The 24,455-nt window shown below is 64.2% G+C and carries 18 protein-coding genes; 3 read left to right on the plus strand and 15 right to left on the minus strand.

The window, feature by feature from the left end; translation table 11 throughout:
• Positions 1–37: 37 nt before the first annotated feature.
• Both PQ467_RS03165 and PQ467_RS03170 read left to right on the plus strand, forming a co-directional pair.
• Positions 38–253, plus strand: a complete 216-nt coding sequence (locus PQ467_RS03165) for a helix-turn-helix domain-containing protein (RefSeq protein ID WP_443192973.1) — start codon at positions 38–40, stop codon at positions 251–253.
• Positions 253–1,566 carry a type II toxin-antitoxin system HipA family toxin gene (locus PQ467_RS03170; protein WP_274175105.1) on the plus strand — a complete coding sequence of 438 codons (1,314 nt, stop codon included), beginning with the start codon at positions 253–255 and terminating at the stop codon, positions 1,564–1,566. Before PQ467_RS03165 ends, PQ467_RS03170 begins: the two co-directional genes overlap by 1 nt.
• Positions 1,567–1,569: 3 nt before the next feature.
• On the opposite strand, the gene PQ467_RS03175 is transcribed toward PQ467_RS03170, so the two are convergent.
• The gene (locus PQ467_RS03175; RefSeq protein WP_274175106.1) at positions 1,570–2,484 is read right to left on the minus strand and encodes an HNH endonuclease; all 915 of its coding nucleotides are present in this window, start codon (positions 2,482–2,484) and stop codon (positions 1,570–1,572) included.
• A 67-nt stretch (positions 2,485–2,551) separates the two neighbouring features.
• Between PQ467_RS03175 and PQ467_RS03180 the strand changes: the two genes are divergently transcribed.
• Complete coding sequence (locus tag PQ467_RS03180; protein WP_274175107.1) at positions 2,552–3,265, plus strand: hypothetical protein; 714 nt, start codon at positions 2,552–2,554, stop codon at positions 3,263–3,265.
• Between the two features lies 1 nt (position 3,266).
• Here PQ467_RS03180 and PQ467_RS03185 read toward each other — a convergent pair whose 3' ends face one another.
• The 14 genes from PQ467_RS03185 to tssC all read right to left on the minus strand — a co-directional run bounded on the left by PQ467_RS03185 (position 3,267) and on the right by tssC (position 24,440).
• Positions 3,267–5,234: a hypothetical protein gene (locus PQ467_RS03185; RefSeq protein WP_274175108.1), complete on the minus strand. Its 1,968-nt coding sequence runs from the start codon at positions 5,232–5,234 to the stop codon at positions 3,267–3,269.
• A 300-nt stretch (positions 5,235–5,534) separates the two neighbouring features.
• Complete coding sequence (locus PQ467_RS03190) at positions 5,535–5,978, minus strand: hypothetical protein (protein ID WP_274175109.1); 444 nt, start codon at positions 5,976–5,978, stop codon at positions 5,535–5,537.
• 64 nt (positions 5,979–6,042) lie between these two features.
• On the minus strand, positions 6,043–9,495 hold the full coding sequence (gene tssM, locus PQ467_RS03195) for a type VI secretion system membrane subunit TssM (protein ID WP_274175110.1): 3,453 nt from the start codon (positions 9,493–9,495) through the stop codon (positions 6,043–6,045).
• 16 nt (positions 9,496–9,511) lie between these two features.
• Positions 9,512–10,921 carry a type IVB secretion system protein IcmH/DotU gene (gene icmH, locus PQ467_RS03200; RefSeq protein ID WP_274175111.1) on the minus strand — a complete coding sequence of 470 codons (1,410 nt, stop codon included), beginning with the start codon at positions 10,919–10,921 and terminating at the stop codon, positions 9,512–9,514.
• Positions 10,918–12,261 (minus strand): type VI secretion system baseplate subunit TssK, encoded by a 1,344-nt coding sequence (gene tssK / locus PQ467_RS03205; protein ID WP_274175112.1) that lies wholly within the window; start codon positions 12,259–12,261, stop codon positions 10,918–10,920. The genes icmH and tssK overlap by 4 nt, the downstream gene beginning before the upstream one ends.
• Positions 12,262–12,378: 117 nt before the next feature.
• On the minus strand, positions 12,379–13,782 hold the full coding sequence (tagH, locus tag PQ467_RS03210; RefSeq protein ID WP_274175113.1) for a type VI secretion system-associated FHA domain protein TagH: 1,404 nt from the start codon (positions 13,780–13,782) through the stop codon (positions 12,379–12,381).
• Positions 13,783–13,784: 2 nt separating this feature from the next.
• Positions 13,785–14,411: a DUF6931 family protein gene (locus tag PQ467_RS03215; RefSeq protein ID WP_274175114.1), complete on the minus strand. Its 627-nt coding sequence runs from the start codon at positions 14,409–14,411 to the stop codon at positions 13,785–13,787.
• Entirely contained in the window at positions 14,411–16,264 is a 1,854-nt protein-coding gene (locus PQ467_RS03220; protein ID WP_274175115.1) for a type VI secretion system Vgr family protein, read from the minus strand. The genes PQ467_RS03215 and PQ467_RS03220 overlap by 1 nt, the downstream gene beginning before the upstream one ends.
• A gap of 86 nt (positions 16,265–16,350) precedes the next feature.
• Complete coding sequence (locus PQ467_RS03225) at positions 16,351–16,821, minus strand: Hcp family type VI secretion system effector (protein ID WP_274175116.1); 471 nt, start codon at positions 16,819–16,821, stop codon at positions 16,351–16,353.
• A gap of 76 nt (positions 16,822–16,897) precedes the next feature.
• A complete protein-coding gene (tssH, locus tag PQ467_RS03230; protein WP_274175117.1) occupies positions 16,898–19,540 on the minus strand; it encodes a type VI secretion system ATPase TssH in 2,643 nt (880 codons plus the stop codon).
• 166 nt (positions 19,541–19,706) lie between these two features.
• Positions 19,707–20,825 carry a type VI secretion system baseplate subunit TssG gene (gene tssG, locus PQ467_RS03235; protein ID WP_274176077.1) on the minus strand — a complete coding sequence of 373 codons (1,119 nt, stop codon included), beginning with the start codon at positions 20,823–20,825 and terminating at the stop codon, positions 19,707–19,709.
• A complete protein-coding gene (tssF, locus tag PQ467_RS03240) occupies positions 20,789–22,600 on the minus strand; it encodes a type VI secretion system baseplate subunit TssF (protein ID WP_274175118.1) in 1,812 nt (603 codons plus the stop codon). Before tssF ends, tssG begins: the two co-directional genes overlap by 37 nt.
• Positions 22,597–23,067: a type VI secretion system baseplate subunit TssE gene (tssE, locus tag PQ467_RS03245; protein WP_274175119.1), complete on the minus strand. Its 471-nt coding sequence runs from the start codon at positions 23,065–23,067 to the stop codon at positions 22,597–22,599. The genes tssF and tssE overlap by 4 nt, the downstream gene beginning before the upstream one ends.
• The gene (gene tssC / locus PQ467_RS03250) at positions 23,067–24,440 is read right to left on the minus strand and encodes a type VI secretion system contractile sheath large subunit (RefSeq protein ID WP_274175120.1); all 1,374 of its coding nucleotides are present in this window, start codon (positions 24,438–24,440) and stop codon (positions 23,067–23,069) included. The genes tssE and tssC overlap by 1 nt, the downstream gene beginning before the upstream one ends.
• Between the last annotated feature and the right edge of the window lie 15 nt (positions 24,441–24,455).

The following is a 24,455-nucleotide window of genomic DNA, read 5'->3' on the forward strand; positions in this document are numbered from 1 at the left end:
CTGACGCACCTATGCAATCTTCCCGTTCGGTAAGAAAATGATGATCGACAACGCAACCCAATTTGGCGCAGCCATCGCCTCAGCCCGCAAGGCCCTTGGCCTCACGCAGCGGGAGCTGGCGCTCGCGATCAACAGCGGTGAACGCTTCATCGTCGACCTGGAGGCGGGCAAGCCCACCGCACAACTCGGCAAGGCGCTGGCGGCGGCCAAGGCGGTTGGCTTGCGGCTGACCGCCAACGGTCCGCAGAGCTGATGGTGGACGTTCCCATCCACTACGAGGGCCGCCGGGTCGCCACGATCAGTGCGGATGGGCAGGCGACCCGTCTTGCCTATGACGATAGCTGGCTGGCGTCCGAGGATCGGTTTCCCGTCTCGCTGGCCATGCCGATCCGGCCAGAGCCCTATGACGAGTCGCTGGTCCTCCCCTGGCTGATGAACCTCCTGCCCGAGGGCGAGCCGCTGCGTGCGATGACGCGCGCGCTCGGTGCCGCGCCGGAAGACGCGCTCGGCCTCATCGCGCAGACCGGCAGCGATCTGGCCGGGGCGCTGAGCATGGCCCCGCAGCCGACGCGCGGCGAGCCGGCCTATCGCGCGATCCCCGATGCCGATGCGCTGGAGCGGATCCTCAACGAGTTGCCAGCGCGGCCCTTTCTGGTGGGCGAGGACGGCGTTTCGATGAGCCTTGCCGGGGCTCAGGAGAAGCTGCCCGTTGCCGTTATCGACGGGCAGATCGCCGTGCCGACCAATGGTGCGCCGTCGACCCACATCCTCAAGCCCGACAATCCGCGCCTGTCCGGTAGCGTGCAGAACGAGGCCTTGTGCATGGTGCTGGCCCGCCGCATTGGCCTGAACGTCGCGCCTGTGACAACCGGAGTTGCGGGCGGGCGCAGCTATCTGCTGGTCGAGCGTTATGACCGGGCGGGGATCGGCGGGGCCGTTCGCCGCATGCATCAGGAGGATTTCTGTCAGGCGCTGGGCCGGGCGCCTGCCGCCAAGTATGAGTTCAACGGCACCGGAACGCGTGGCCCCTCGATTGCCGATATGTTTGCCCTTGTGCGCCAGCATATGACGGCGCGTGACATCACCCGGCTGCTGGATGCGGTGATTTTCAACATCGCCATCGGCAATGTGGATTCGCATGCCAAGAACTACTCGATCCTGCTCGGCGCTGGTGCTCCGGAACTGGCGCCGCTCTATGATCTCATGACGGGCCTCGCCTGGGTCAACATCACGCAGAACCATGCCCAGGCCATCGGAGGGCAGCGGCGTGGGCGTCATATTTATGGTCGCCATTGGCGCCGTATGGCTGAGGCGGCTGGCCTTGCCGCACGGGGGACGATCCAGCGGGTTGAACATGTTACCGCGCGATTGCTGCGCGAATTGCCTGCTGCGGTGGAAGAGGTCGCGGCCATGCCTGCCGGTGCGGCGATGCTGGATATTTTCGCCAAGGAGATCGGAGAGCGGGCTAGCGAAGTTCGGGCGCACGCTGGGCAAGAAGGCGTGCCGGATGTGACGGATACAGCCAGCGACGATCAGACCAACGACGCAACGGCCTATCGGGGCTGACTGTTACCCAGCCAAGGCGTCGATAAAGCAGTTTTCATTGTGCCATTCGAGAAATTGCGGCTCTGGATCGAAGCGGAGGGCTGGACGCAAAGTCGCGCCCTCAAACTGCCGGAAATAGTCGCGGGTGGGCTGGCTTTGGCTTTCCCGCAGGTGGCGCGATACCAAGACCTTCTGGTTTTTCGCGACGGTAATCAGGCCGCGATCGAACGCCCGGTCGAGCGTGGCTGACAGCAGTAGGCCATTGGCCGGATTGTGGCGGTTTTCGGTGTCCTTGCCCCAGGGCTTTATGTGACTGGCCACCAGCAGGCGCGGCTCGGCAATGCCGGTGATGCAGCAGCTATCCTCGTAATTGGCCAGAACGGCACGCCGGAAAAAGTCCTGCCCCACCCGCTGGTTGACCAAAGCCTGCGTGGTGGACGCCCCTTGATAGGGCTCGAAAGAAAATTCCTTCACCCTCTCCTTGGGCATGGGGTCGTTCGCCTGCTCTTGCGAAGGGTTGACGCGCAACGCCCAAAGTGCCTCGGCCCGCGCGACAAGCGCAGACCAATTCTGGCCAAACTCGGCGTAAAGTTCCCTGTCCTGCTTGGACGCGCCAGCCAGCCCCTTGCGCCCGCTTTCAGTGATCTTGGGATCGAGGCTGGCGAAGTTGCACAGTTTCATCGCGATCGAATTGCTAGGGCGGTCGAGCGCTTCGGCAAGTTGCCGGATTTCGGGATTGCCGGAGTGCAATTTGCCAAAGGGCAGCTGAAAATAGAGATAGAGCGCGAGGATCGTCTCCTCTTCTGTCCATCTACGTCGAAGATTGCTTTCGCCTGCCATCAGGGCGTTTTGGGTCAGTTGTCGGCTCGGCGCAAGCTGTTGAGCTTTGACTAATATCGGCAGGGCTCCTCGCTTGCAGGTATGCCTTCGTGGCGCCAAGCATTTCAGGGAGAGGGGAGAAGGCGGATGCTTTTCGAGATTGGATAGGCTCGGAAAGGATTTGGCGATGTTTGAGGATTTGAACGCGCGCGCGAGGGCGATGGCTGCCCATGCTGCCGAACTGGTGCCTGGTGCTGCCTATGTGAACTACATGATCCTCGATCCCCGCGAGGCTGATCCCGACGGCATCTTACCCGGCGCGCCGATCTATGTTGGCCAGACGGCGCATATTGCCAAGCGGATCGCTAGCCATATCCGGCAGGCCTTGGCACCGGGTAATCCAGCAGCCAGCGTTTATGCGCGTATGGCGGAGATCATCGCAGCAGGCCAGATGCCGATCTTCTGCGTGCTGGAGGTGCATCAGACGCGAGCTGTGGCGTTGCAGGCGGAAACGGTTTGGGCGCAACGCCTACTGCGTGGTGGCGCGCGCCTGTGCAACCAGTGGCCCGAACAAGCACAGCGTTTGCCCACCCACGAGGTCGCCCGTCGCCAGCAGGTGCGCTTGCGCAATCTCACCCTGACTGAGGGTGTAGAGGCGGGTGTGTTCCTCGCGGTGCGATGCCGGAAGCGGTGTTGGTCGGCGACCTTCGCTCCGGCAGATCTCATTCATCGATTTGGCGAATCTGCCACCTTTCACACCGTTCGCAAGGCGGCGCGGCATTGTCCAAATTGCGGCAGTTTGCTGCAGCATGACATCGTGACGCGCGCAGCAGAGGTTGTTCCACCATGGGCGCCATGGCCTTTCGTGGGCGCCGTAACGCCATCCTTTCAAGCGGCGTAATTCAAGCGGCCAACCAGACCTGGTTCAGGATGGTCGCGGCCAGTGCGGCCTTGTCCTGAGGGAAGAACCGTCCATAGTGCTTGGCAACCATTTCCGGCGTGTCCTGAATGGCATAGCTGGCCTGCTCATAGGAGCCGGTCTGTTTCAGGATGTGGGTGGCCAGCACGTCGCGGATGTTGTGGGGGCCGTGGGGCAGCAGTCCCTTGATCACGCCCCGGCCAGTATATGGGTTCCAAATACCATAGCGCTGGATGGCCAAGCGCCAGGCTTCGTAGAAGGTGTTCTGGTCGTAGGCGGCATCGCGGCTTGTTGCCTTCACGGTTTTGACGAAAAGCGTGCCGGGGTCTTCCGCCTCCGCTAGTAGGGCAGCGCGATGACGCTCGAGATAATTGGCCAGATGCCGATAGAGATCGCCCAGATCGGGCAGGACGAGCCGAAATGGGCGCCCAGAAAAGAACGAGGAATCCGCGTTCTTGAAGGCAACAGCAGGGATGAGGACCTCCCAGCCACCGACGCGCTCGCTCCAGCGGATTTCGCCACGCTTCAAACTTTCCAATTGTCGTTCTGTCCGGGGCGGCCTGCCGGGCAGGCAGACCATCAACTGCCGCAGGTTCTTCTGCCGCAGGCCGAGGTGTAGCCCGAGACGCAGCATCAGGAAGGACCGGATCGCCTCGGCGGTCTGCCTTGGATAGCGGCGCTCATCGGGCAAGGTGCGCAGGATTTCCTCAGTGATCTTGCGATATTCCCCGACCGGGCTTTCAGCTTCAAGAATGGGCAGGATCGGTTCGAAGGGATCACGGTGGACCTGGGCCACGCGCTCAATTTCGCGGGCACGGGCAAGCACATGGGTATGGATGGTGTCGCAGGCGGCGTTCCAATCCTGCCGCGCGGCCTCGATCTCCTCTGCCGAAATCAGATGGGGGATCGGGCACAGCCTTTCCGCCAATCGCGGCGTCTGGCGGATCCAGCCTGTCTCGGGCCGCGTCAGCGAGCCGATCAGACGCAGCATGTCCGCTTCCCAGCCAGTGTAGAAGCCGCGACGCCGCTCACGCCATTGGACATACCAGTCCCAAACCGTTGGGAAGATCAGCAGTCCGAAGCTGAGATCGCCAAGCGGCACACCGAAGCCCGCTACTTCGCCTTTGGGCGCCGCAGCCAGCGCGCCGAACATCAGCCCGAAATGCTCGATCTTCTGGGCCGAGGTTTCCTCGTTCCACACTCCGCTGCGGCGAAAGCCGATCGCAGTGAGCGTGGCGGTCTTGAAACGCACCAGGTCAGCCATTTCCTTGGCCAGCCCGGGCGGGGCATCTCTCGCTGCGGCCAGCAAGTCCGGATCGACACCATCGGGGACGATATTTCCCGTCGGTCTGCGGCCAGTCAGGGCCGGGAAGCGGATGGCGTAGCGCTGTTTCATCGCTGCCGCCTGAAAACGGCGGTAGTCCGTGGCGCCCGACAGGACGTGTTCGCGTACCCAGGAAAGGATCTCGTTGCGCTCCTTCAAGGGGCGCTGGTTGAAATCGTCGGGCAGGTGCCAGGCAAGTCGGCGCTGTTCCGAGGCGGCAACACCTTTCAGTTTGAGTCCACCCGGTGCGCGGGTCTGGTGGGGCAGCATGGCGCGGAAATACCCTTCTGGCAGGCGATAGCGATGCTCGATTCGGCCCAGCATTTGCAGGCTGGAGAGTGTGCGCGGGATGCGGGAGCCAGCGACCCAGTTCTGGATCGTGTGCCGGTTCAATGTGTCTCCGGGCCGGATGATGCCGCGCCACAATTGCCAGCAACTGTCGCCATGGCGCTGCATGTGCAGGGCAAGCGCATCATGAAAGGTGCCGGGATCGATCCAGTCGCTGAACAGTGGCTCGGGGAACTCGACTACAGGCGCGGCCTTTGGTCCGGGGCGATTGGTCGATGTGACTGCGGCAGGCTTCTGTACGGCACGTTTGCCGCGTGTTGCGGCCTTGGAAGGTGGCATTGGAAACAGGAATCCGGGATCGAGAGGTTGTCATTCATGGTGGCGACACCGAGGGGGCGCGCTCCCTACAGACCTCTCGTCGACGGGTATATGGTGGAGGTCAGTTTATGACCAATTTTCGCGCTGGCGATGACCTGATTGAGGTGCGGCACAGAATAGTATTGCATAGCGCAAATTGGCACAGTAAGCTGCGTTAGAAACCGCAAAACTGACGTCGCTCGCGATTTTGTGGTATAAACTGTGGTAGAAGGTTGGCTTGGTTTTCTTCTTAAGTATTTGATAGATATTTGGAATATTTATTTAAAAGGCGGACTCCCGCTCCGCCACCTTGCCCATTTCATAATTGTTCGAGATAGCGCTCCAGCCGGAAGAAATTGGCTTGCGGTGCGCCCGGCGCGATCGACACCGTGAAAGAGGGGGGGCCAGACAGGCGCCATCCACAAAGGCGCCGCAGATGAAATCCCTCGGCTTGACCAGCGTCCCTTGCAGATGGGCGCCGCCCACCGGACATTGCGCGGCAGGCTCCATCCCGTCGATATGGCGCACAATGGTAAAGACCTTGACCAGACGATGGTGCCCGCGCGGTGCGATGCGATTGAGGTCGGCGGCCTGCCCATGGCGATAGCCATCCTTGCCATAGCCGGGCGGCCGGTTCGAGCGGGGTGGACATGGCGATGGCCTGCAATTGCGTGACATCGCCGGCCAGACGGACCGGACGATGTCGTAGCAGGCCCAGTCATTCACGTCTTTCCTGCCGCTTATCACCCGCTCCGTTTTGGTTGGTGGTGTGGGCGCGCGCCGCCCGCGATCAGCCCGGCAGGCCCGGTTGGGCAGGGCCGGTGGCGGTGGTGGGACAGCGGACCTTGACGAAGGGGTCGAGTACGAAGGGGTTGCTGCCATTCATCGTGCGGACGCGGAAATCGAAGCGGGCGCCGCCTTGGGCCAGACTGCCCTCGCCAATGGCGGGCGAGGCACCGGCCTTGATCGCGGCCACCTTGAACAGGCGAAAGGCCGCCCACGGGCCATTCCAGGTCCGCTGGGCCGGGGCGCCGCCGGGCGTGGCGAAACTGGCCGAGGCGCCGCCGCCGCCGGGCCAGTCAAAGCTGGTCGGCACGGCCACCTTGCCGTCATAGCGCAGCGTCTGGCCGTCGATCTGCAAGGTCACCGAATCCGCCCCGCTCAGCGCTACCGGCTCGATCTGATAGGAGAGGTGGGGCATGGTCGGGTCGCTGCCGAAAAAAGTGCGGGCGATGGTGTCGGCGGCCTGCATCGCGCTGACCGTGGCCTGCGTCAGCCCGATTTCCGAGGCGTTGCTCTTGGGCGTCCATGTCGGCGGGGTCTTGTCCAGATAGCCGCCAAGCTGGGTGTTGACGAAATTGGCGAACAGCCCCTGCGGCGAAAAGAAGCGCGTGAAATCGGCCACGGCCAGATCGATGCTCGACCCCGGACTGACCGGATAGGAGCGCACCAGTCCGGTGGCGCAGGTCTCGCCGAAACTGCCGCTCATCGCCGCGCCCATCTGCGCCAGTCGCGCCCCGCCCAGCGAGACATTGGCATCGCTGGCCACCGCCTTGGCCCACAGGCCCGCAGGCGCGGGCATCGAATTGCCGGTCTGGTCCAGTTGCAGGATCGCGGCCTTGGCCTCCATGCTCTGCTGCGATCCGGTTTCGCCTCCGCCGCCGGGCAGCACGGCAATCACATTCAGCTTGTCGGCCAATTGCCCCATGCCTTGCAGCCATGCATCGACCGGCGCGCCTTCGCCCTTGCCCACAAACATGCGCAGGGGGGTGAAGGCATCGATCACTGCCTGCCGCCCGCTGCCGTTGCCCATCCCACTGGCCCCGCCCAGCGCGACGGCTCCGGCTCCGCCGCCCAGTCCGGCCGCGGCCTGCGCCAAACGCCCGCCAGCGGCCGCCGCCACGCCGCCGCTCATATCGGTGGCCTTGGCAATGGCGACCAGCAGCGGCTTGATCGGCGACAAAGGCCCGCCGCCATCGCGCAGCCTTTGCACATTGTCGCCCAGCCCGTTGACCGGGCGCGGCTTGATCGTGCCCAGATAGCTTTGCCAGCGGTCGAGGAATTCGGCGAAATAGAGCTTTTCCAGATCGGAATGCAGGCTGGCCAGTTCGGCAGGCGACAGGCTGCGGCTGCCCGCATCGCCCACCACCCATTTTTCCTCCTCCAGCAAACTGCCGCCCTTGGCCACGATGGGCAGGAACACCTTGTCATAGCCAGCCCGCGTGAACAGCGTCGGCACGCCAGCACCGGTGGCAAAGGCGCCGCTCATGTCAAAGAACACCTCTGGGCGGGGGCCTGCGTTTTCGCGCGCGCTCCACATGCCCGCGCCATCGGCGTTGGCCTGGCTTTTCAGGCGGCCATAGACCCGCACCGCCGCCGGTTGCGCGCGCAGAACCGTGCGCACGGCCTCAACCCGGCCCGCATCAATGGCATGGGGCGCAAATTTGCGGTCGAACAGGGCTTTGGTGTGGCGCATCAATTCGCCCGCCTGACTTTCGCCCCCGCTGCCCGCGCGCGCGATCCATGCCGGTTGCACCCATGCCACCACATGCTCGCCCTGCGCCGGACCCTGACCGCCCAGAATGAGATAGGCCTTGAGATCATCATAGAGCGCGGAAGGATTGGCATTGTCCGAGGCCATCCGCTGTTCGGCAAGGCCCACCAACAGGGGCGTCAGCCGCCTTTGCAGATCGCGTCCGTAAATGCCGCCAAGTTCCGAGGACAGCCGCCCGCCTTGCCCCAGCCCGAGGCCGAAATCGCTGGCGCTTTCCAGTCTGGCCACCGCATCGCCCAGCACGCCCAGCGCGGCAATGTCCTGATCCACCCCTGTGCCCGAGGCGCGCACATTGCCATAGGCCCCCGCCGTGGCGATCACCCCGTCGATCAGCGCCAGATTGCGGAAATAGCCCCATGTCCACACGCCGCAGCACACCACCAGCGCCGCCACCGCCGCCGCGACCGAGAGCGTATAGCGCCGCGCCGCCTTCTTTTCGGCCAGAGGGTTGCGCCCGGCCATACCCTGTTCGGGGATCAGCAGGTCGGAGAAAAAGCGCTTGAGGAAATAGCTGCGCCCGGTGCCGACCGAATAGGCCGAATGGGTCGCGGGCGCGCCGACGCTGAGCAGAATGCGGTCGATGGGATTGCCCGATTGCACCGAGGAGGCCAGATAGACGCCGCGCACGCGGGCGGGTTCATCAAACCGGCTCTTTTGCCCCAGACTGTCGAGCAGCCGCGCAATCGGCGCTTCCAGCGAGGCCAGTTGCGCGGGAAAGGCCGCAATCTGGGCGCGCAGATGCATCTGCGGCTCGTTCTGCATCCGCTCGACCACGCGAGAGGCGATCGAGGTGACCAACCCCTTGAACCCGGCCAGCACCGAGGCGCTGTCGGGCGTGTCGCTGGTGGCGGTGGCGCCAAACACCTGTTCGGCCTCGCTGTCGGTGCTGGTGCGGAAATATTCGCGGAAACCGGCCAGCAGGTCGGCCTTGGTAATCAGCACATAGACCGGCAGATTCTGCCCCAACTCCTTGCCGATTTCGGCCAGACGCGCGCGGATATGGCGCGCGTGTTCGGTCATCTTGGCCGCATCGACGAAATCGGGCGCCGGGATTGCCACGATCACCCCATTCAGGGGCTGCAGCGGGCGATATTGCTGCAACAATTCAAGAAAGCTCTTCCACCCGGCGGCGTCCTCGCTGGCATCGTCATCCTGCGTGACATAGCGCCCGGCGGTGTCGATCAGCACGGCCTCATCGGTGAACCACCAGTCGCAATTGGGCGTCTTGGGCTGGCCGCGCAGCGCGCGATATTCGCCCGCCACCGCCGTCGGAAATTCCAGCCCGCAATTGAGCAGCGCCGTCGTCTTGCCAGCGCCCGATGGGCCGATGATCGCATACCATGGCAATTGATAGGCATAGGCCTGACGCGAGCCGACCCGCGTGGCTTTGAGCATATCGAGCGCCTCGCTCAGCTTGGCGCTGATCTCGCTGCGGTCGGCGGCGCCCGGATCGGGCTTGAGCGCCTCCATCATCTGGGCGTTCTTCGCCTTTTCGCGCCGCCCGGCCAGCGCCCAGAGCGCGCCCACCACGATGATCGGCAGCAGCGCAAAGACCAGCGTCACCACCCACCAGCCAAACGGCCGCCATCCGCCAATCGCGATCAGCGGCCCCACGAACCAGATCAGCAGGCCCAGCGCCAGCGCGCCCACCACCCGCCAGAACCAGAGATTGCGCAGCATTGCCTTCATCGCTCTCACCCCTGTTTCAGCGCCAGTTGACGTTGTTCTCGACGCGCATTTCCACGCGGCGGTTGTGGGTGCGGCCTTCGGGGGTCGCATTGTCGCCGATGGGCTGGGTCGCGCCGAAACCGGCGATTTTCAGCCGCCCCGGATCGCTCAGCCCGGCCTGTCGGATCGCGCTGGCCACCGATGTTGCGCGCGCCTCGGACAATTCCTGATTGGATGGGAATTGCAGCGAATGGATCGCCTGATCGTCGGTATGTCCTTCGATTTTCAGCGGCCCCTGCGTCAGATTGGCCGCCTGCGCCAGATGGCTGAACGTATCGCTCCATGAAGACGAAGCATCGGCCTGCGCCGAGGCGAAAAGGCCGACATTCATCAGGCGGATGACGATCTCATTGCCCTCGCGCGTCAGTTCCAGACGGCCCGCCGCGATGTCGGGGCGCAGGATGTCCTGAAACTTTTCATACAGCGGCGTCTGGGTCTGGGCAGGCGGTGCGGGCGGAGGGGGCGGGGCCTCGTTGCCCACGGCCTTGTCCACCGCGTCGATGGCGGCGGTCCCCCTGCTCGACAGGCTCATCAGGAAAGCGGCGAAGATCAGCAACGCCAGCACCCCGATGCCCGCCAGCACCGCCCAGAGCGGGATGGTCGTGCCGAACCGTCCGGCGGCAATCTTCTGCCCATGCCATTGCGGCGAGAGTTCGCCGCTGGGCGCGGCCCTTTGCCGTTGCACCAGCGCGGCCAGCGCGGCGCGGCGCTGGACCAGCACATTCTGGCCGCGCGGATCCAGCGCGGCGCGCCCCTCAAACCCCAGCGAGAGGCACAGATAAAGCAGCTCGATCAGGCGCGGCTCGCTGTTTGGATCGCGTTCCATCTGCTGGGCAAACTGAAACATGCGGTCGCCGCTCTGCGCGTCCTTGTGATAGACGACCAGCAGGCTGTGGGTGGACCATTGGCTTTGCCCGCCCCAGGGCGTGGACATCACCGCATCGTCAAGAAAAGCGCACAGGATGTAATGCGCAAATTGCACCGAGCGCTGTTCCAGCCCCAGATTGCGCGCGCGTTTGGCAAAGGCGTCGAGTTCGGCCACGGTCGTGCGGCGCAGCGCGTCAAGATCGGGACCGATGGCCATGGTCTTGATATGATTGGCCAGTTGGATCAGCCGCCCCGCGGCGGCCACCACCGGTTCAGGGCCATAGATGGCCGGCTCGCCCGGTGCGAATTCGATGCTCCCGCCGCCTGATGCGCCCCCGGAAGGCGCGCCTACCGGCTGGCCCGGAGGCGGCGAAAAACTGGAAGGCGGGACGGCATAGCCGGGCGAGGGCGGCGCAGCGCCGAGCGGCCCTCGCGGCGGCACTGGGCCTGCATTGCCTGTTGCGCCGCCCCCTGCGGGCCGAAATACGGTGGCATCGTCGCCCTCATCATCGCCGCTCATTGCTGTTGCCCTCGGATCGCCCAGAGTTCGAGTTCAAGCCCCGGCACCTCGCCCGCGATATGGAGCGCGACCGCCCCCGAAGTGCGGACGGCCTGCCATTGTTCATGCCGGGCATTGATGCTGAAATAGACCGTTTCGGCGCGGAACGGGATCTGTCGCGGTTCGGCGGCCATCGGATAGAGATCGGCCCCCGGCAAATGCCGGTTGACCAGATCGCGGATGTGATCAACCGACCCGATCTTGGTCAGGCGGGGAATGTTGGCGCGCAATTGCTCGGTGTCGATGGCGCTGCGCACGGCCAGCACGAAGGAGGCGGTGGTGAAGAGCGAGCGGTCCTCGATCTGGCCCACCTGAATGCCATAGCCGCGCGCGGTCAGCGGGATGGCCACGGCGGTCTGTTCAAACACTTTGCTGAGCGAGCGGCGCAGATCGGCCATCACCGCATCGAAACACATCCGCTGCTGCCGGTGGTCATAGAGCGGCATGAAGGTGGGCCGGTTCGAGGTGCGGGTAAAGGTCGAAAGCTCGGCCGCCAGCGCGCAGAGCGTAGCGTAGAAATCGGCCGGATGGATCGTGGGCAGGCTGGAGAGATGCTTGAGCATCGCCTCGGCCCGGTTGGCCACCATCAGCATCAGGAAATCGGTGATATCGGCCACCGCCTTGGCCCCCGGCGTGCCCAGACGCCCGGCAATCGCCTCGGCGCGCTGGTGCAGCATACCCTCCAGCTCGGTGATGAACCCGGCCAGCACCGGGCTGCCCGATACCGAGACGCAGCAGGGGATAAAGCCGGTGTCCAGCACCACCGAATCGTCGGTGCGCCGCTCGATCACGCGGGCGATGGGCAGGGTGTTATAGCCCTCCAGCCCCTCCGCCTCGGTGCGCAGCGAGAGTTGCAGCCGCCCGACGTTGAGCGGTACGCGCGAACTGGCGCCATGGACGGTATCGACCGGCTCGAACTCCTCGGCCAGATAGCGCGTCTCGGCCTGCGCGGTGCGGTCCAGCGCGACATCGGCGATCCCGGCGCGTCTTTCGGGGATGCACAGGTGGATGATCTGGTCGCGCGTGTCGCGCATGATGTCGAGCGGGCGCGGGGCGGCGGCCTGTTCGGGAATGCGGAAAGGGGTGCCGTCCTCGAACACGCCGGAGCAGCGGTTGATGACGATCTTGCCGGTCATCAGCGGCCCGGCGCCGATCTCGATCTGTTCTATGCCATAGCCATGCGCCACCAGCGGCGCCACGCGCGTTTCAAGCTGCGCGCCGACAAAGCGTTCGAACTGCTGAAAATGCTGGGGTCGCAGGAACATACCCTCGGACCAGACCGGCTTGTTCTCCCACGTCAAAACCCGGTTCCCCCTTTTCCCAAGCCGCAACGAACAGGCCGAATCGGCCAGCCGATTTTCAAAAGTTACTCCGCCCTACCGCATGATCAAAGGTTTAAGTGTGTTTGAAAAAATCTCTTACTGTGCTGACTTCATGTAGTTTTCATAGCCTTCGCGAAAGGCCGAACTCATAATTCCACTGGCGTTGGATGTGGCATCCTTGCGCAAATTCTCATAAACGCTGACATAGAGCGACCAGCGATCAACGCCGCCAAGGCCGAGGAAGCCTTTTTTCTGGGCCGCAACCGTTCCGGCCAGCTTTTCCATTTCGGCCGGGGAAAGGCGTGAGAAGGCCGTGACCAGCGCGTTCTGGACCCCCGCCATCATTGCCATCTGATGCCGCTTCAAATCCTGAAACGAGGCGCGCAAGGCTTCCTCGCCGTCCATGAATCCGGGCAAAGGCTGGCCGAGCACCACGCGCGCGGCGTCGAAGGCGGCCAGATGCTTGAGCGGATTGTTGCGATTGTTGGCGATCTGGGTGCGCTCGATGCGGAACTCGTCCTTGAAGGTCGCGCGGTCCTGCAAAATATCGCACAGGCCCAGCACTACCTGCCGATACATCACCCCCAACCGCCGCATCGCATCGGGGGGCAGCGGCATTTCCTCGGGCGTGAAACCGGCCCCTTCGTAAAAGGCCGACCAGTCGGGCGCGCCGCCGGGTGCCGCCACCGGCTGTGCCGCAGGCTGGGCCACAGGTGCGGGCGCAAAGTCCGGAATCGGCATGCCATCGCCCACGCCATTGCCCGGATTGGCCCAATCCTCGGGTATGCCCATGCCGCCCGACGCGGGCAGCGGATCGGCCATGATCGGGCGCGGCTCGAAAGCCTGTCCGATCGGTTCGCCAAAGCCGAAATCGCCCAGCGGCGGGATCGGGGTGAAAGCCGGGGGCGGCGGGGGCGCGGGGGTAAAACCAAAGCCGCCATCGGCAGGACCAAAACCACCATCGGCAGGACCAAAACCGCCAGCGGCAGGAAAAGCGCCCGGCGCGAAAGGATCGGCCCCGGTCCCGCCGCTTTCAAACGAAAAACCGCCCGCCCCCGCGCCGGGATCAAATCCGAAAGGATTGGATGACCCCACGCTCCAGATATCGTCGCCCGCCGTGCTGCCCCCCGCGGGCAGCGGGGGCGGCGGCGGCTCGGTCATGATATGGCCGGCGGCATCGGCAGGCGTGGTCACGGCGATCACGAAATCGTGGATCAGCAAGCGGTCGCCGGGGCGGATCGGCACCGGCTGGCCCGGCACGATCCGCTGGCCGGGCTGGTTCAGCATGACCCCATTCTTGCTGGTGTCGGTGACGGTCAGATCCAGCCCCTCGGCGCGGATCACGCAATGCTGGCGCGAGAGAAACCCGCTTTCATCGGGCAGCACCAGATCGCAATGCTTAAGGCTGCGCCCGATGACAATCTGACCATAGTCGAGCTGGCGGCGATCAAGGATCGTGCCGGGGGCGTCGGTCTGGCGGGAAACGAGAATAACCCACACGGTCAGCGAGCACCCGCAACAGGTTCGCCCAGCCGGTTGCGCAAGGCGGCATGAGCCACAGCACCATTGCCGCCCAGCATCAACTCGCGCCCGATGCCCAGCAGATCGCCATGGTCGATGCGATCGGCCAGGCCCGGCTCCTGCATCAGCAAGAGCATCGCGCTGCGCGCCGCGACGCCGGGCAGATGGGGCGGGGGCGGCACGGCCTGGCTGCCGCGCGGCGCGATGGTGGGGCCGGACCAGTAGGCCGCCATCGCCACCCATGCGGGCGCCGCATCGCGATTGCCCGCCAGCGCCAGCTCGCCCGCGCGCGCGGCATGGTCGGCGCTGCCGGTCTGAACCCATGCTTCGGCCGCTGCGATGGCCGCCATGTCATTCGCCCGGCGGTCCAGATCGGGGATCAGCCGGGCGCACAGGCAGGCCCACCACACCGTTTGCCGATGGGGCAGCAACAGCGTCAGCGCGTGAACCGCATCGCGCGCATGGCCCCCTTCGACCAGATGCGCGATCAGCTTTTCCGGGTGGCCGATCTGCGCCAGCGCCTGCAATCCCTCGCCCGAGAGATCGGCCTTGGCCTCCAGTTCGCTGCGCTGAAAACGCAGGGGGATGGGGGATGGGGCGCCGGCCATCAGTTGATCATCACCACGCCGCCCTTGATGGTCACCATGCCATCGCCTTTGACATCGGTCATCGCGGATTTGAGCGAGGCCTGCGCCCCGGCGCTCATGTCCAGCTTGATGTCGGCCTTGATGGTGATCGTGGGGGCCTTGATCTCGATCTCGCTGGGCTTGAGCGTGATGGTTGATGCGCCGACCTTGAGCTGGATTTCCTGCTTGGATTCCAAAAGGTTCTTTTGCTGTACCGTGATCGTGCGGGTCTGGGTGACATCGACCGTTTCCTTGCCCTTGACGGTGCGTTTGCGGTCGCGCTGCACTTCCAGCGTCTGGTCGCGCTTGACCGTGCCCCAATCGTCCTGATCGATTTCGCGCCGATAATCGCGCCCGGTATAAAGCTTGACCTCCTCGGCCCCCTTCTTGTCCTCGAAATAGAACTCCTGTGTGATCGAGCCGTTCTTTTCCGTCACTGACCGCCAGCCCGTCTGGGTCACCTTGCTGACCGGATCAAAGGGATAGGATTGCGAGGGGGTGTAAACGCAGCCCGAAATGAAGGGCAGGTCGGGATTGCCATACAGGAAATCGATGATGACCCGCGTGCCGATGCGGGGAAAGAATTGCGCGCCATGGGTGGAATGCGACCATTGCTGCTGCACCGGCAGCCAGACCACCTCAGGAAAACCGGCCTTTTGATAGGGCCGCGCCAGCGCGATGGCCACGGGCACGCGCCATTCCTTGTCCACCTTGATTTCGCCCGCCACCGCGCCCTCGGCCTGCACCGTGCCCAGCATCGGGCCGGGGGCCTTGCGATGGGGCTGGTCAATCGGCGGGCGATAGGCTTGCCCGGCATCAATGGCGGTAAAGCGGTTGCTGTAATGGGCGGTCCCGGCGCCTTCGAACATCCACGGATCGCGCGCGGAATGCACTACCCGCGTCAGCACGACGCGCTGCGGCACAAGGGTCTGGTTGCCGGTGATCTTGACTCGTCCGCCCGCCAGAAACGAGGGTTCGCGCGAGGTGCCCTCGATGAAATCGGCGCCTTGGGCGATCTGCTCGTCCTGCGCTTTCTGGCGACTGGTAACATCGCCTTCCACCATCGCCTCAAAGCCGATTGTCTCATGCTCATGGCTATAGACGCCGCCCCAATCCTGACTCGCCGAGGTGGATTTTTGAAAGGGCTGATCGAGTTTGTTGACGTTGAAGGAGCCGTGCTTGTGCTTGCGCGGGGCGGCGCCGAAATGATGCTCCAGCACCGAAATATGGCCGACCGCGCTGCCGTCCATGAATTCGACCGGACCGGCGGCAATATCGACATAATCGGCCGGTTTGTTGGTCACCACCATCTTGTGGCGAAAGGCGCCCGATCCGCGGTCCTGAATGAAAAAATACATGATGCCGTCCTGCGCCAGCAGGCGGGCGAGAAAGTCGATCTCGCTCTCGTCATAGCGTACCGCATAGCCGCGCTTGGGCGGTGCGGGGCTGACCGAAAGCGAGGTGACAAGGCCGGTCGCATCGGCGGTCATGCCCTGAAAGATCTCGACGCTGGTTTTGTCCTGAACGAAGTGGGTCGCTTTGGCATAGGCCAGCGCCTGATAGGCCGGGCCGATGGTGACAAAGATGCGACCGATGTCGGTATCAACCACGCGCGATGCCTGATAGATTCGGCCGGAAAACACCCGCTCCTGCCCGTCGCCGGGATAGATGTCGAATTCGGCCAACTTGCCGATCCACGAGGAGAGGTCGGGCTGGGCCTGGGTGATCAATTCGATCCGATATTCAAAAGGGCGCGAAATTTCCTCACGCCCGTGGAATTCAACCAAGGCGTAGTCATCAACCGCAGCGTCCGCCAGAACGCGAAGATTCAGCAAATGTTTGTCCATCGGCACGCCTGAATCTGGTTAGGCCTGCGCCGCGCCAAGCCGGAACCACCGGCCCGGCGCGCCGCAGGAGGCGATCAGCCGATCTTGTTTTCGCTAAGGCTGTAGATGAGGTGGGTCGGGCTGCCGGTCTGCTTCACATCGCGGCCGGTGAAGGACCAGTCGAACTTGGTGAAGTTGAGCGAGATCGATTCCGAGGGGAAGTCGCCGCCGCTCGACATCGAATAGCCCGAGATAATGACTTCTTCCAATTCCAGCGTGGCATAGGCGACCGTTTCGCCCTTGGTGGCCGCGGTGAACGAGATCGTGCCCTTGCCGACCGGATCGCCCTTCAGCAGCGCCTTGAACAGGCCCTCGGACGATTTGTCGAGCGTCTTGCTGGCGGTGATTTCCGAAACGCTGGGCTCGCTGGTGGTGCGGTCGCCGCCGCGGGCCGAACCCACGCCAAGACCTGCGCCCCACTGGAACGAGCTCAGTTCAATCTGGTCCTTGAACTTGCTGTCGGTAACACTGCCCTTGATGCTGTCGAACTTGAGATAGATGGCCACGTCTTGCCTCCTGCCGCTTGTCCTGCCGGACGTCTGGATTTTATTGGCTGCGTACGAACTGTCGGAACATCAGATGTCAGGTAATCGTGAAAGCGTAATCGGCTTGATCGCCTTTGGTGACCTCGACACGGCTGACGCTTTTGCCTTCGGCGCGAAGGGCAAGCAATTCTCCGGACAGGTCGGCGAGCAGTCCTCTCTTCAATATGTTTTCGATATTGCGCGCCCCGCTTTCCACTTCAGTACAACGATCGACAAGTTGGTCAAGCAGAACATTGTCCCAAGTGAACGCGGCATCATAGCTCTCGGCCACTCTCTTGGCGATGCGTTTAAGATTTATAGTCACGATTTCTTTGAGAATTTCCGGTTCCAACGGGAAAAATGGCACCGTTGACACGCGACCAAGAAATGCCGGCTTGAAATATTCTAGCAAGGCCGGGCGCAATTCCTGCGCCAGTTCTTCGGGGCCGGGCATCTCTACCTTGCCCTTGGCGCGGCAAAGGGACTCGATGGTGTCGGTCCCCGCGTTCGACGTCATGATGATCAGCGTGTTCTTGAAGTCGATGTCGCGGCCCTGGCCGTCCTTCATCATGCCTTTGTCAAACACCTGATAGAACACGTCCTGCACGCCGGGATGGGCCTTTTCCATCTCGTCGAGCAGGATCACCGAATAGGGTTTGCGCCGCACCGCTTCGGTCAGCACGCCGCCCTCGCCATAGCCGACATAGCCCGGCGCCGCGCCGACCAGCGTGGAGACCTTGTGCTCCTCCTTGAACTCGCTCATGTTGATGGTCGTCAGGTTCTGTTCGCCGCCATAGAGCAGATCGGCCAGCGCCAGCGCCGTCTCGGTCTTGCCCACGCCCGATGTGCCGCAAAACAGAAAGATGCCCAAAGGCTTGCGCGGATCGGCAAGGCCCGCCCGCGCGGTCCGCACGGTCTGGGCGATCATGTCCAGAGCATAGCGCTGGCCCTTGATCCGCTCGCCCAGTTGATCGGCCACGCCCAGCACGGCGGCGATCTCGTCGCTGACCATGCGGCCCACCGGGATGCCGGTCCATCCGGCCAGCACCTCGGCCACCACATTGCGGTCGACCACGTCAAAGACCATCGGCGTATGACCCTGAATTGCGGCCAGTTTCGCCTGTTCCTCACGCAAAGTGGCAATCGCGGCCTCGGCCTCGGGCGTGCCATCGGCCGCCTCGCCCACCGCCTTGCGTGCCTCGGCCACGGCTTTGACGGCCGCGAGTTCGGTCTGCCATGCCTCGTCCAGCCGGGCCTTTTCGGCCTCGATTTCGACGCGCTCGGCGGCTTTCGCCTCCAGCTTGGCCTTTACATCGGCTCCGGCCTTGCCCTCGCGCTCCAGCATCCGCACTTCGGAATCGAGCAGGCCAAGCTGCCGCTCCAGATCCTCGACCGGCGGGGGCGTGGCGGCCTGGCTGATCGCCACGCGCGCGCAGGCCGTATCGAGCAGCGAGATGGCCTTGTCGGGCAATTGCCGCCCTGCGATATAGCGATGCGACAGGCCCGCCGCCGCCTCCAGCGCTTCGCCCAGAATGGCGATGCCATGGTGCTTTTCCAGCACCGGCACCAGCCCGCGCAGCATCGCCACGGCCAGATTCTCACTTGGTTCCTCGACCTTGACCACCTGAAAACGGCGGGTCAGCGCGGGGTCTTTCTCGAAATATTTCTTGTATTCGGCCCATGTCGTGGCCGCGATGGTGCGCATCTCGCCGCGGGCCAACGCGGGTTTGAGCAGATTGGCCGCATCATTCTGCCCCTCGGCCCCGCCCGCACCGATCAGCGTATGGGCCTCGTCGATGAACATAATGATCGGGGTGGGGCTTTTCTTGACCTCCTCGATCACCGATTTCAGCCGGTTCTCGAACTCGCCCTTGATCCCCGCGCCCGCCTGCAACAGGCCAAGGTCGAGCGAGAGCAGGCGGATGTTCTTGAGCGCCTCGGGCACATCGCCCTGCACAATGCGCAGCGCAAAGCCTTCGACCACCGCCGTTTTCCCTACGCCCGCCTCGCCGGTCAGGATCGGGTTGTTCTGGCGGCGACGGGTCAGGATGTCGATGATCTGGCGGATTTCGGGGTCGCGGCCAAAGATCGGGTCGATCTTGCCGTCGCGCGCCTGCTGGGTCAGGTCGATACAGAATTTGCCCAGCGCCGCCCCGCCCGATGCCGGATTGGGCGCGCCGCTGCCCGGCGCGGCCTGTCCGGCCGGGGCCGAGGATGCCGCAGGCGTGCCTGCCTCCTCCGATCGCTCGGTGATCTTGGCAAAGGCGGTGCGCAGCGTTTCGGCCGGGATTTTGGCAAACTGGCTGCTGATGGTCTGGCCGGAAAACTCATTGCTGGTCAGCAGCGCCAGCAAAACATGGCCCGAGCGCACCTGCGCCGCGCCATATTCCAGCGAACCGATCAGCCATGCCTCGCGCACCAGTTTGACAACGCTTGGCGAGATGGCAGGCGAGCGACCGTTGCCGGTCTTGAAGCCGTCGATCTGGCGGTTGATATCCTGCGCCGCGCGGCCCAGATCGACCTCGAAATGGCTGGCAATGACCGACAGGTCGGATGTCTGATTGTCGAGCAGGCGATTAAGCCAGTGTTCGATTTCAATATTATAGTTGGTGCGAGACAATGCCAGCCCGGCCGACCCTTCGAGCGCCTGACGGCAGGTGTCGTCGAGTTTGCCGATCAGGCTCTTGAGATTGAGTTCCACGCACGTCCCCCGTCCGCGATCCGAATGTCAAGCATTCGCTGGTCGCTACAATGCCCTCATGTTGGCTCTCGTCAATGAAAATATTTACGATGACCGTTGTATTACATGAGGATTTTAATTGAACACTTGCGCGACTCGCGAGTCTATTGGCTTTTCTTATGACAATTCAATCACGCAGCACTTCCGACACATCCATCGGCACCAGACAATCGGCGGCAATGCCCTCATCGCGCCGGGGGCGGCCCATCCATGTGGTCCAGCCCAGCATCGCGGGCGACTCGTCCCCGCCCAGCCGCAGTTCGGGAATGTCGCGCGTTGCGATCAGCAGGCGGATCGAGCCGCGCTGCTCAATGCCCGCCGTCAGCGCGCAAAGCTGGGCGATCCGGCGCCTTGCCTGCGGGCGGCTGCAAAATTCGTGGAGGCGGCCATGGTCCAGCGGGCCGATCTCGACCGTGAAATGCTGCTGCGCGTCCAGCACGCTGGCACCGATCATGGCGGCCGCGCTGATCTCGCCCGGCTCATCCTCGGGATCGCCCAACCGCCCGAACTGGCCCGCCCCCACGCCGATCCGCGTCTGCTGCGATGCGGGCACGCTCATCCAGGTCGGCGTCCCCTCGACAATGCGCAGCGGCAGGCCGGTGGCCACCTGAAGCACCGTTTCCAGACTGGCCGCGCTGCGCCGCGCATCGGCCAGATGCGCCACCAGCGTCACCAGCGCCTCGTCGGGCAGATCGAGCCGTTCCTTGCCGACCCCTTCGCCCACCCCATGGCCCACGCCCGCCAGCGCCAGCAGCATTTGCCGGATCGGATCGGGTTTGCCGCGCCCGGCCCGCTCGGTCATCAGCGGCCACGAATATTTTTCCGCGATGCGCCAAAAGAACGACATCGCCCGGTGGTCAAAGATCGACAGGAAATGGGCAAAGGCAAAATCGCGCGCGCGGCGGCGCTGCAACTGCAATTCGCTGTAGGGCGGGGGCAGGGCCGGGGTGGCCCCCGCCAGACCCATGACATTGGCCACCAGCACGACCTGATCCTCGGCCGCCGCCGGGGCTGCGCCGATTTCGGCGCGGGCAATGTCGGCAATCGGCATATGCATCCGGTCCGAGGCGACAAAGCGCATCGGCTCCATCGCGGGCCAGTCGTCGCGCCCGGCCTCGCCGCGCTTGCCTTGTCCGCCTGCGCGGTTCTGCACCGTGCGGGCGGCCTGAACAAAGGTCGAGCGGCGCAGGCGATCGAGCAGCGAGGCCATCACACCAGCGGCCTGTCGCCGCGCCGGGCGGGCCATGACACCCAAGGGCCCGCCTCGCGCTGAAGCCTGCCCGTCACGCGCACAAAACTGTTGAGCGCGCAGGCGCCCGCCAGAAACCTTTCAATCACCGCGCAGAGCAGGAAGGAGCCGGAACCGGACAATCGCTCGTCATCGAACTCCAGCGTGACGTCGATGCCCGAACACATCACCGTATGCCCGCGAAAGCGCAGCCGCGCCACGCCGCGCTCTGAACGCACGGCAATCAGCCTTTCGCGCAGATATTCATCCGCCGCATGGCCGGTATCATGCACGGCCAATATCTCTCGCAAGGCCCGCGCCGACAGTTCATTGCCGACCAGCGAGAGATAGTTGAGCGAGAGTTGCCCGATCAGCTTCCACTGCGCCGCCTGCCCGCGTTCGGGGCGGCGCGTGGGGCTGGGTTTGGTCAGCGCCGAGACGCCCGCCAGCCCGTTGATCGTGCCCGCCACCGACAGAAAAGGCTGCCCCCCGCCAAAGGGCAGGCGCGCGGGCAGGTCGCGGTTGGTGGCCAGAATGCTGGTGTTGACCACCGTTGTGTCATCGTCGAGCAAGGCCCCGCGCAGATCCGCGATGGTCAGATAGACATCATCGCCCCCGCCCGGACCAAAGCTGGAGCGGCGCGAGATGGCGTGGAAATGGCTGCCCATTTCGCTCGATCCGGCGCGCAGGGCATAGAGCGAGGGTGCCTCGATCAACTCGCCATTGGCCTGTTGCAGCATCACGCCGGTGATCGAATGAACCTCCAGCGCATCCTCAGCGCGGGCATCGGGCACCACGCGATATTCGATCGAGGTCTGGTCGAGCGGAAATTGCTCGGCCTCCATCGGAAAGAGATTGAGCGCGGGGACGGCGAAAAGCTCGAAATCCTCGGGCCGCACCACGCGCTCCAATTCGCCCGAGAGGTGGTCGAAGAACAGGCAGATGTCAAAGCGCCGCCCGTCCAGATCGAGCAGGCGCCGGTCCAGCCCGGAGATTTCAAAGAACAGATGCTTTTGCGGATAGGCAAAGTGCTCCTGCAGCATGGCATGGGCGCGCCGCGCGGTGCGCGGCTGGGGCAGCAGCAGTTCATCCTCGTCCAGCCCCAACAGCCGCACGCTTTCGCGCCCCAGCAGCATGGCCCGCGCATCGCTGTTGCCCGTCGCCACCGCCACCCCGGTCAGATTGGCGCCCAGTTGCTCCAGCAGGATCTGGGCGCGGCGCGCATCGCTCTGGATGAACAGGCGCAGGCTCTCGATGTTGAGCGAGGCGATATCGACCTCGGGCTTGGTCGTCTCAAAGCTGAGCCGCAGCATGCCGCGCGCGCCCGATACCGCCACCGGCGGCGCATCAAAGGGCGGCCCCACCATCGCGGCATCGACAATCCGCAAAGGCAGCAGTCGCGTGTCTCCGCACAGGCGATAGCGGCAGGCAACCCCGTCAATCGGCTCGCAATCGATCAGCGTGTCCTTGGGCACAATCACCGGCTCGGCCATATCGGCCTGCGGATTGAGCCGCACGACCATCAGTGAGGGCTGGGGCGCGACCAGATGCGGATAGAGCGTTAGCAGCAGCGAGTCGGAGAGCTCGGAATAATCCTCGTCCAGCTTTTGCCGCAATCGCGCGTTGAGAAAGGCCACCGATTGCACAAGGCGGCTGACATGGGGGTCCTCGATCGTGTCGTGGCTGATTTTCAGCCGCGCGGCATAGCGCGGATAGGCCTTGGCAAAAGTACCCGCGTTGCGTTTCAGATAATCCAGCTCGCGCTGATAATAGGCGATCAGATCGTCGATCATGCGGGCAAGGCCACATCAATCGCGCGGTCGCCGGGGCGCACCTTGGCTTCAAACACAATCGGCTCCTCGCTTTGCAGGATGGTCAGCACCGCTGCGATGCGCAGCCGCAGCCCGCGCGCGCCCAGCGTTTCGTCCACCTCGACCTCGACATTGGACAGGCGCGGTTCGTGGCGGGCGATGACTTGCGCGATGGTCATGCGCGTGCGTTCGCGCACGGCGGGCACCGACATGTCCTCAGTCGACATATCGGGTATGCCATAGGCCAGGATCGTATCCTCCAGCCCGCCATAGCGCCCCGTCGCAGGCAGCCATGGCCGTGTAGTGTTGAGCAGGCTTTCCAGATCGCGCCGCAGCGCCACCTTGAGCCGCATAAAGCTCTCCTCCTCGCTTTCCAGCCGGTCAACCGCGGCGGAGGGATCATCGTCCATCAGCCGGTCGATCAGTGAATGGGTCAGCATCCGCACCATCAGGCCGCCGCCTCCTCGCCAACAATGGTGGTCAGGCGGAACTCGGTTGAGATCTGGTCGAGCTGATAATGCGGGCGCAGATGGATTTCGCAGCCAAAGGCGCCGGGCTTGCCGGGAATCTCCTTCACGCTGACCCGCCCTTCGCGCAGGGGATAGCGCATCCGCATTTCGGGCGAGGCATCGTCATTGCCCGTCACATATTTCTGCAGCCATGTCTGAAGCAGCCTTTCGCATTCATAGGCATCGCGGTAGCTGCCCACCCAGTCGCGGGCGATCACCTTGATATAATGGGCAAAACGGGCGACGCAGAGCATATAGTTGAGCATCGCGCTCATCCGCGCATTGGCCCGCGCGGCCTCGCCGTCATAATCGGGCGGGCGGTGCAGGCTGGGCAGGTTCATGAAGGCGGCCTGCCCGGTCAGGTGCATCTGGCGCAGCGCCATGATGCCCTGTTCGTTGAGCGCCTGCTCCTGCGCCTCGGAAATGGCGGTTTCCAGCGCGAAACGGGCCACCATGCCCGCCCGGTCGCTGGTGAGGAAATGGCGGATCGGGCCATCGACATTGCCGCCAAGCCCCGGCGGCTGGGTGCCTCGGATCGCGGCGGGCCAGCGGTGGCGCGACATGGCCCGCGCGGTGACATAGGCCATGGCAAAGCCGCCGTGGATCCACACCATGTCGCTGCTGGATTCCACATTCTCGTCATAGACAAAGCCCAGCCGGGGGTGGTTGCGCCCGCGATAGGGCAGGCGGGCCAGCAGGCGCGGCAGAACCCCGCCCAGAAACCGGCTGTCGGGCCGGGCGCGCATCCGGTTCCAGCGCTGAAACGAGGGGTCTTCGAAACTGGCGGACAGGTCCTGACGCAGGTCGATCTCGTTCAGCCCGTCGAGCGCCAGCAGCGCCGGATCAATACCGAACACAAAGGGGCAGAAGGCCGCCGCCGCCACGCCCATCAACCCGTCCAGCACCTCCATGTCGTCCACCCGGCTGCCGCGCCCTAGCCGGTGCATCACCTGATGATCCACCACCATCAGCCCATAGGGCCGCCCGCCCGGCATGCCGAATTCCTCGCTGTAAACGAGGTTGAACAGGGCGCTTTGGTCAAAATCGAGGGCGCGTTCCAGATCGCGCGCCATTTCCGACCAGCGCACGTCGAGAATCCGCAGCACCACCGAGGAATCCTGCACCCCGTCGAGCAACCACCAGACCCCGCGCCACAAGCCTTCCAGCTTTTGCAGCGCGGGGTGATGCAGGATCGCGTCGAGTTGCCGCCCCAATTGCCCGTCAATCCGGGCAATCGCGGCCGCGGCCAGCGCGCGCAGCCTGACGCGCCTTGCTTCGTCCGGTTCATCCATCACGAAGGAAGGCGCGGTCATCGCCGCCCGTCAGCC

This window comes from Novosphingobium sp. KACC 22771 (genome assembly GCF_028736195.1).
Taxonomy (GTDB): domain Bacteria; phylum Pseudomonadota; class Alphaproteobacteria; order Sphingomonadales; family Sphingomonadaceae; genus Novosphingobium.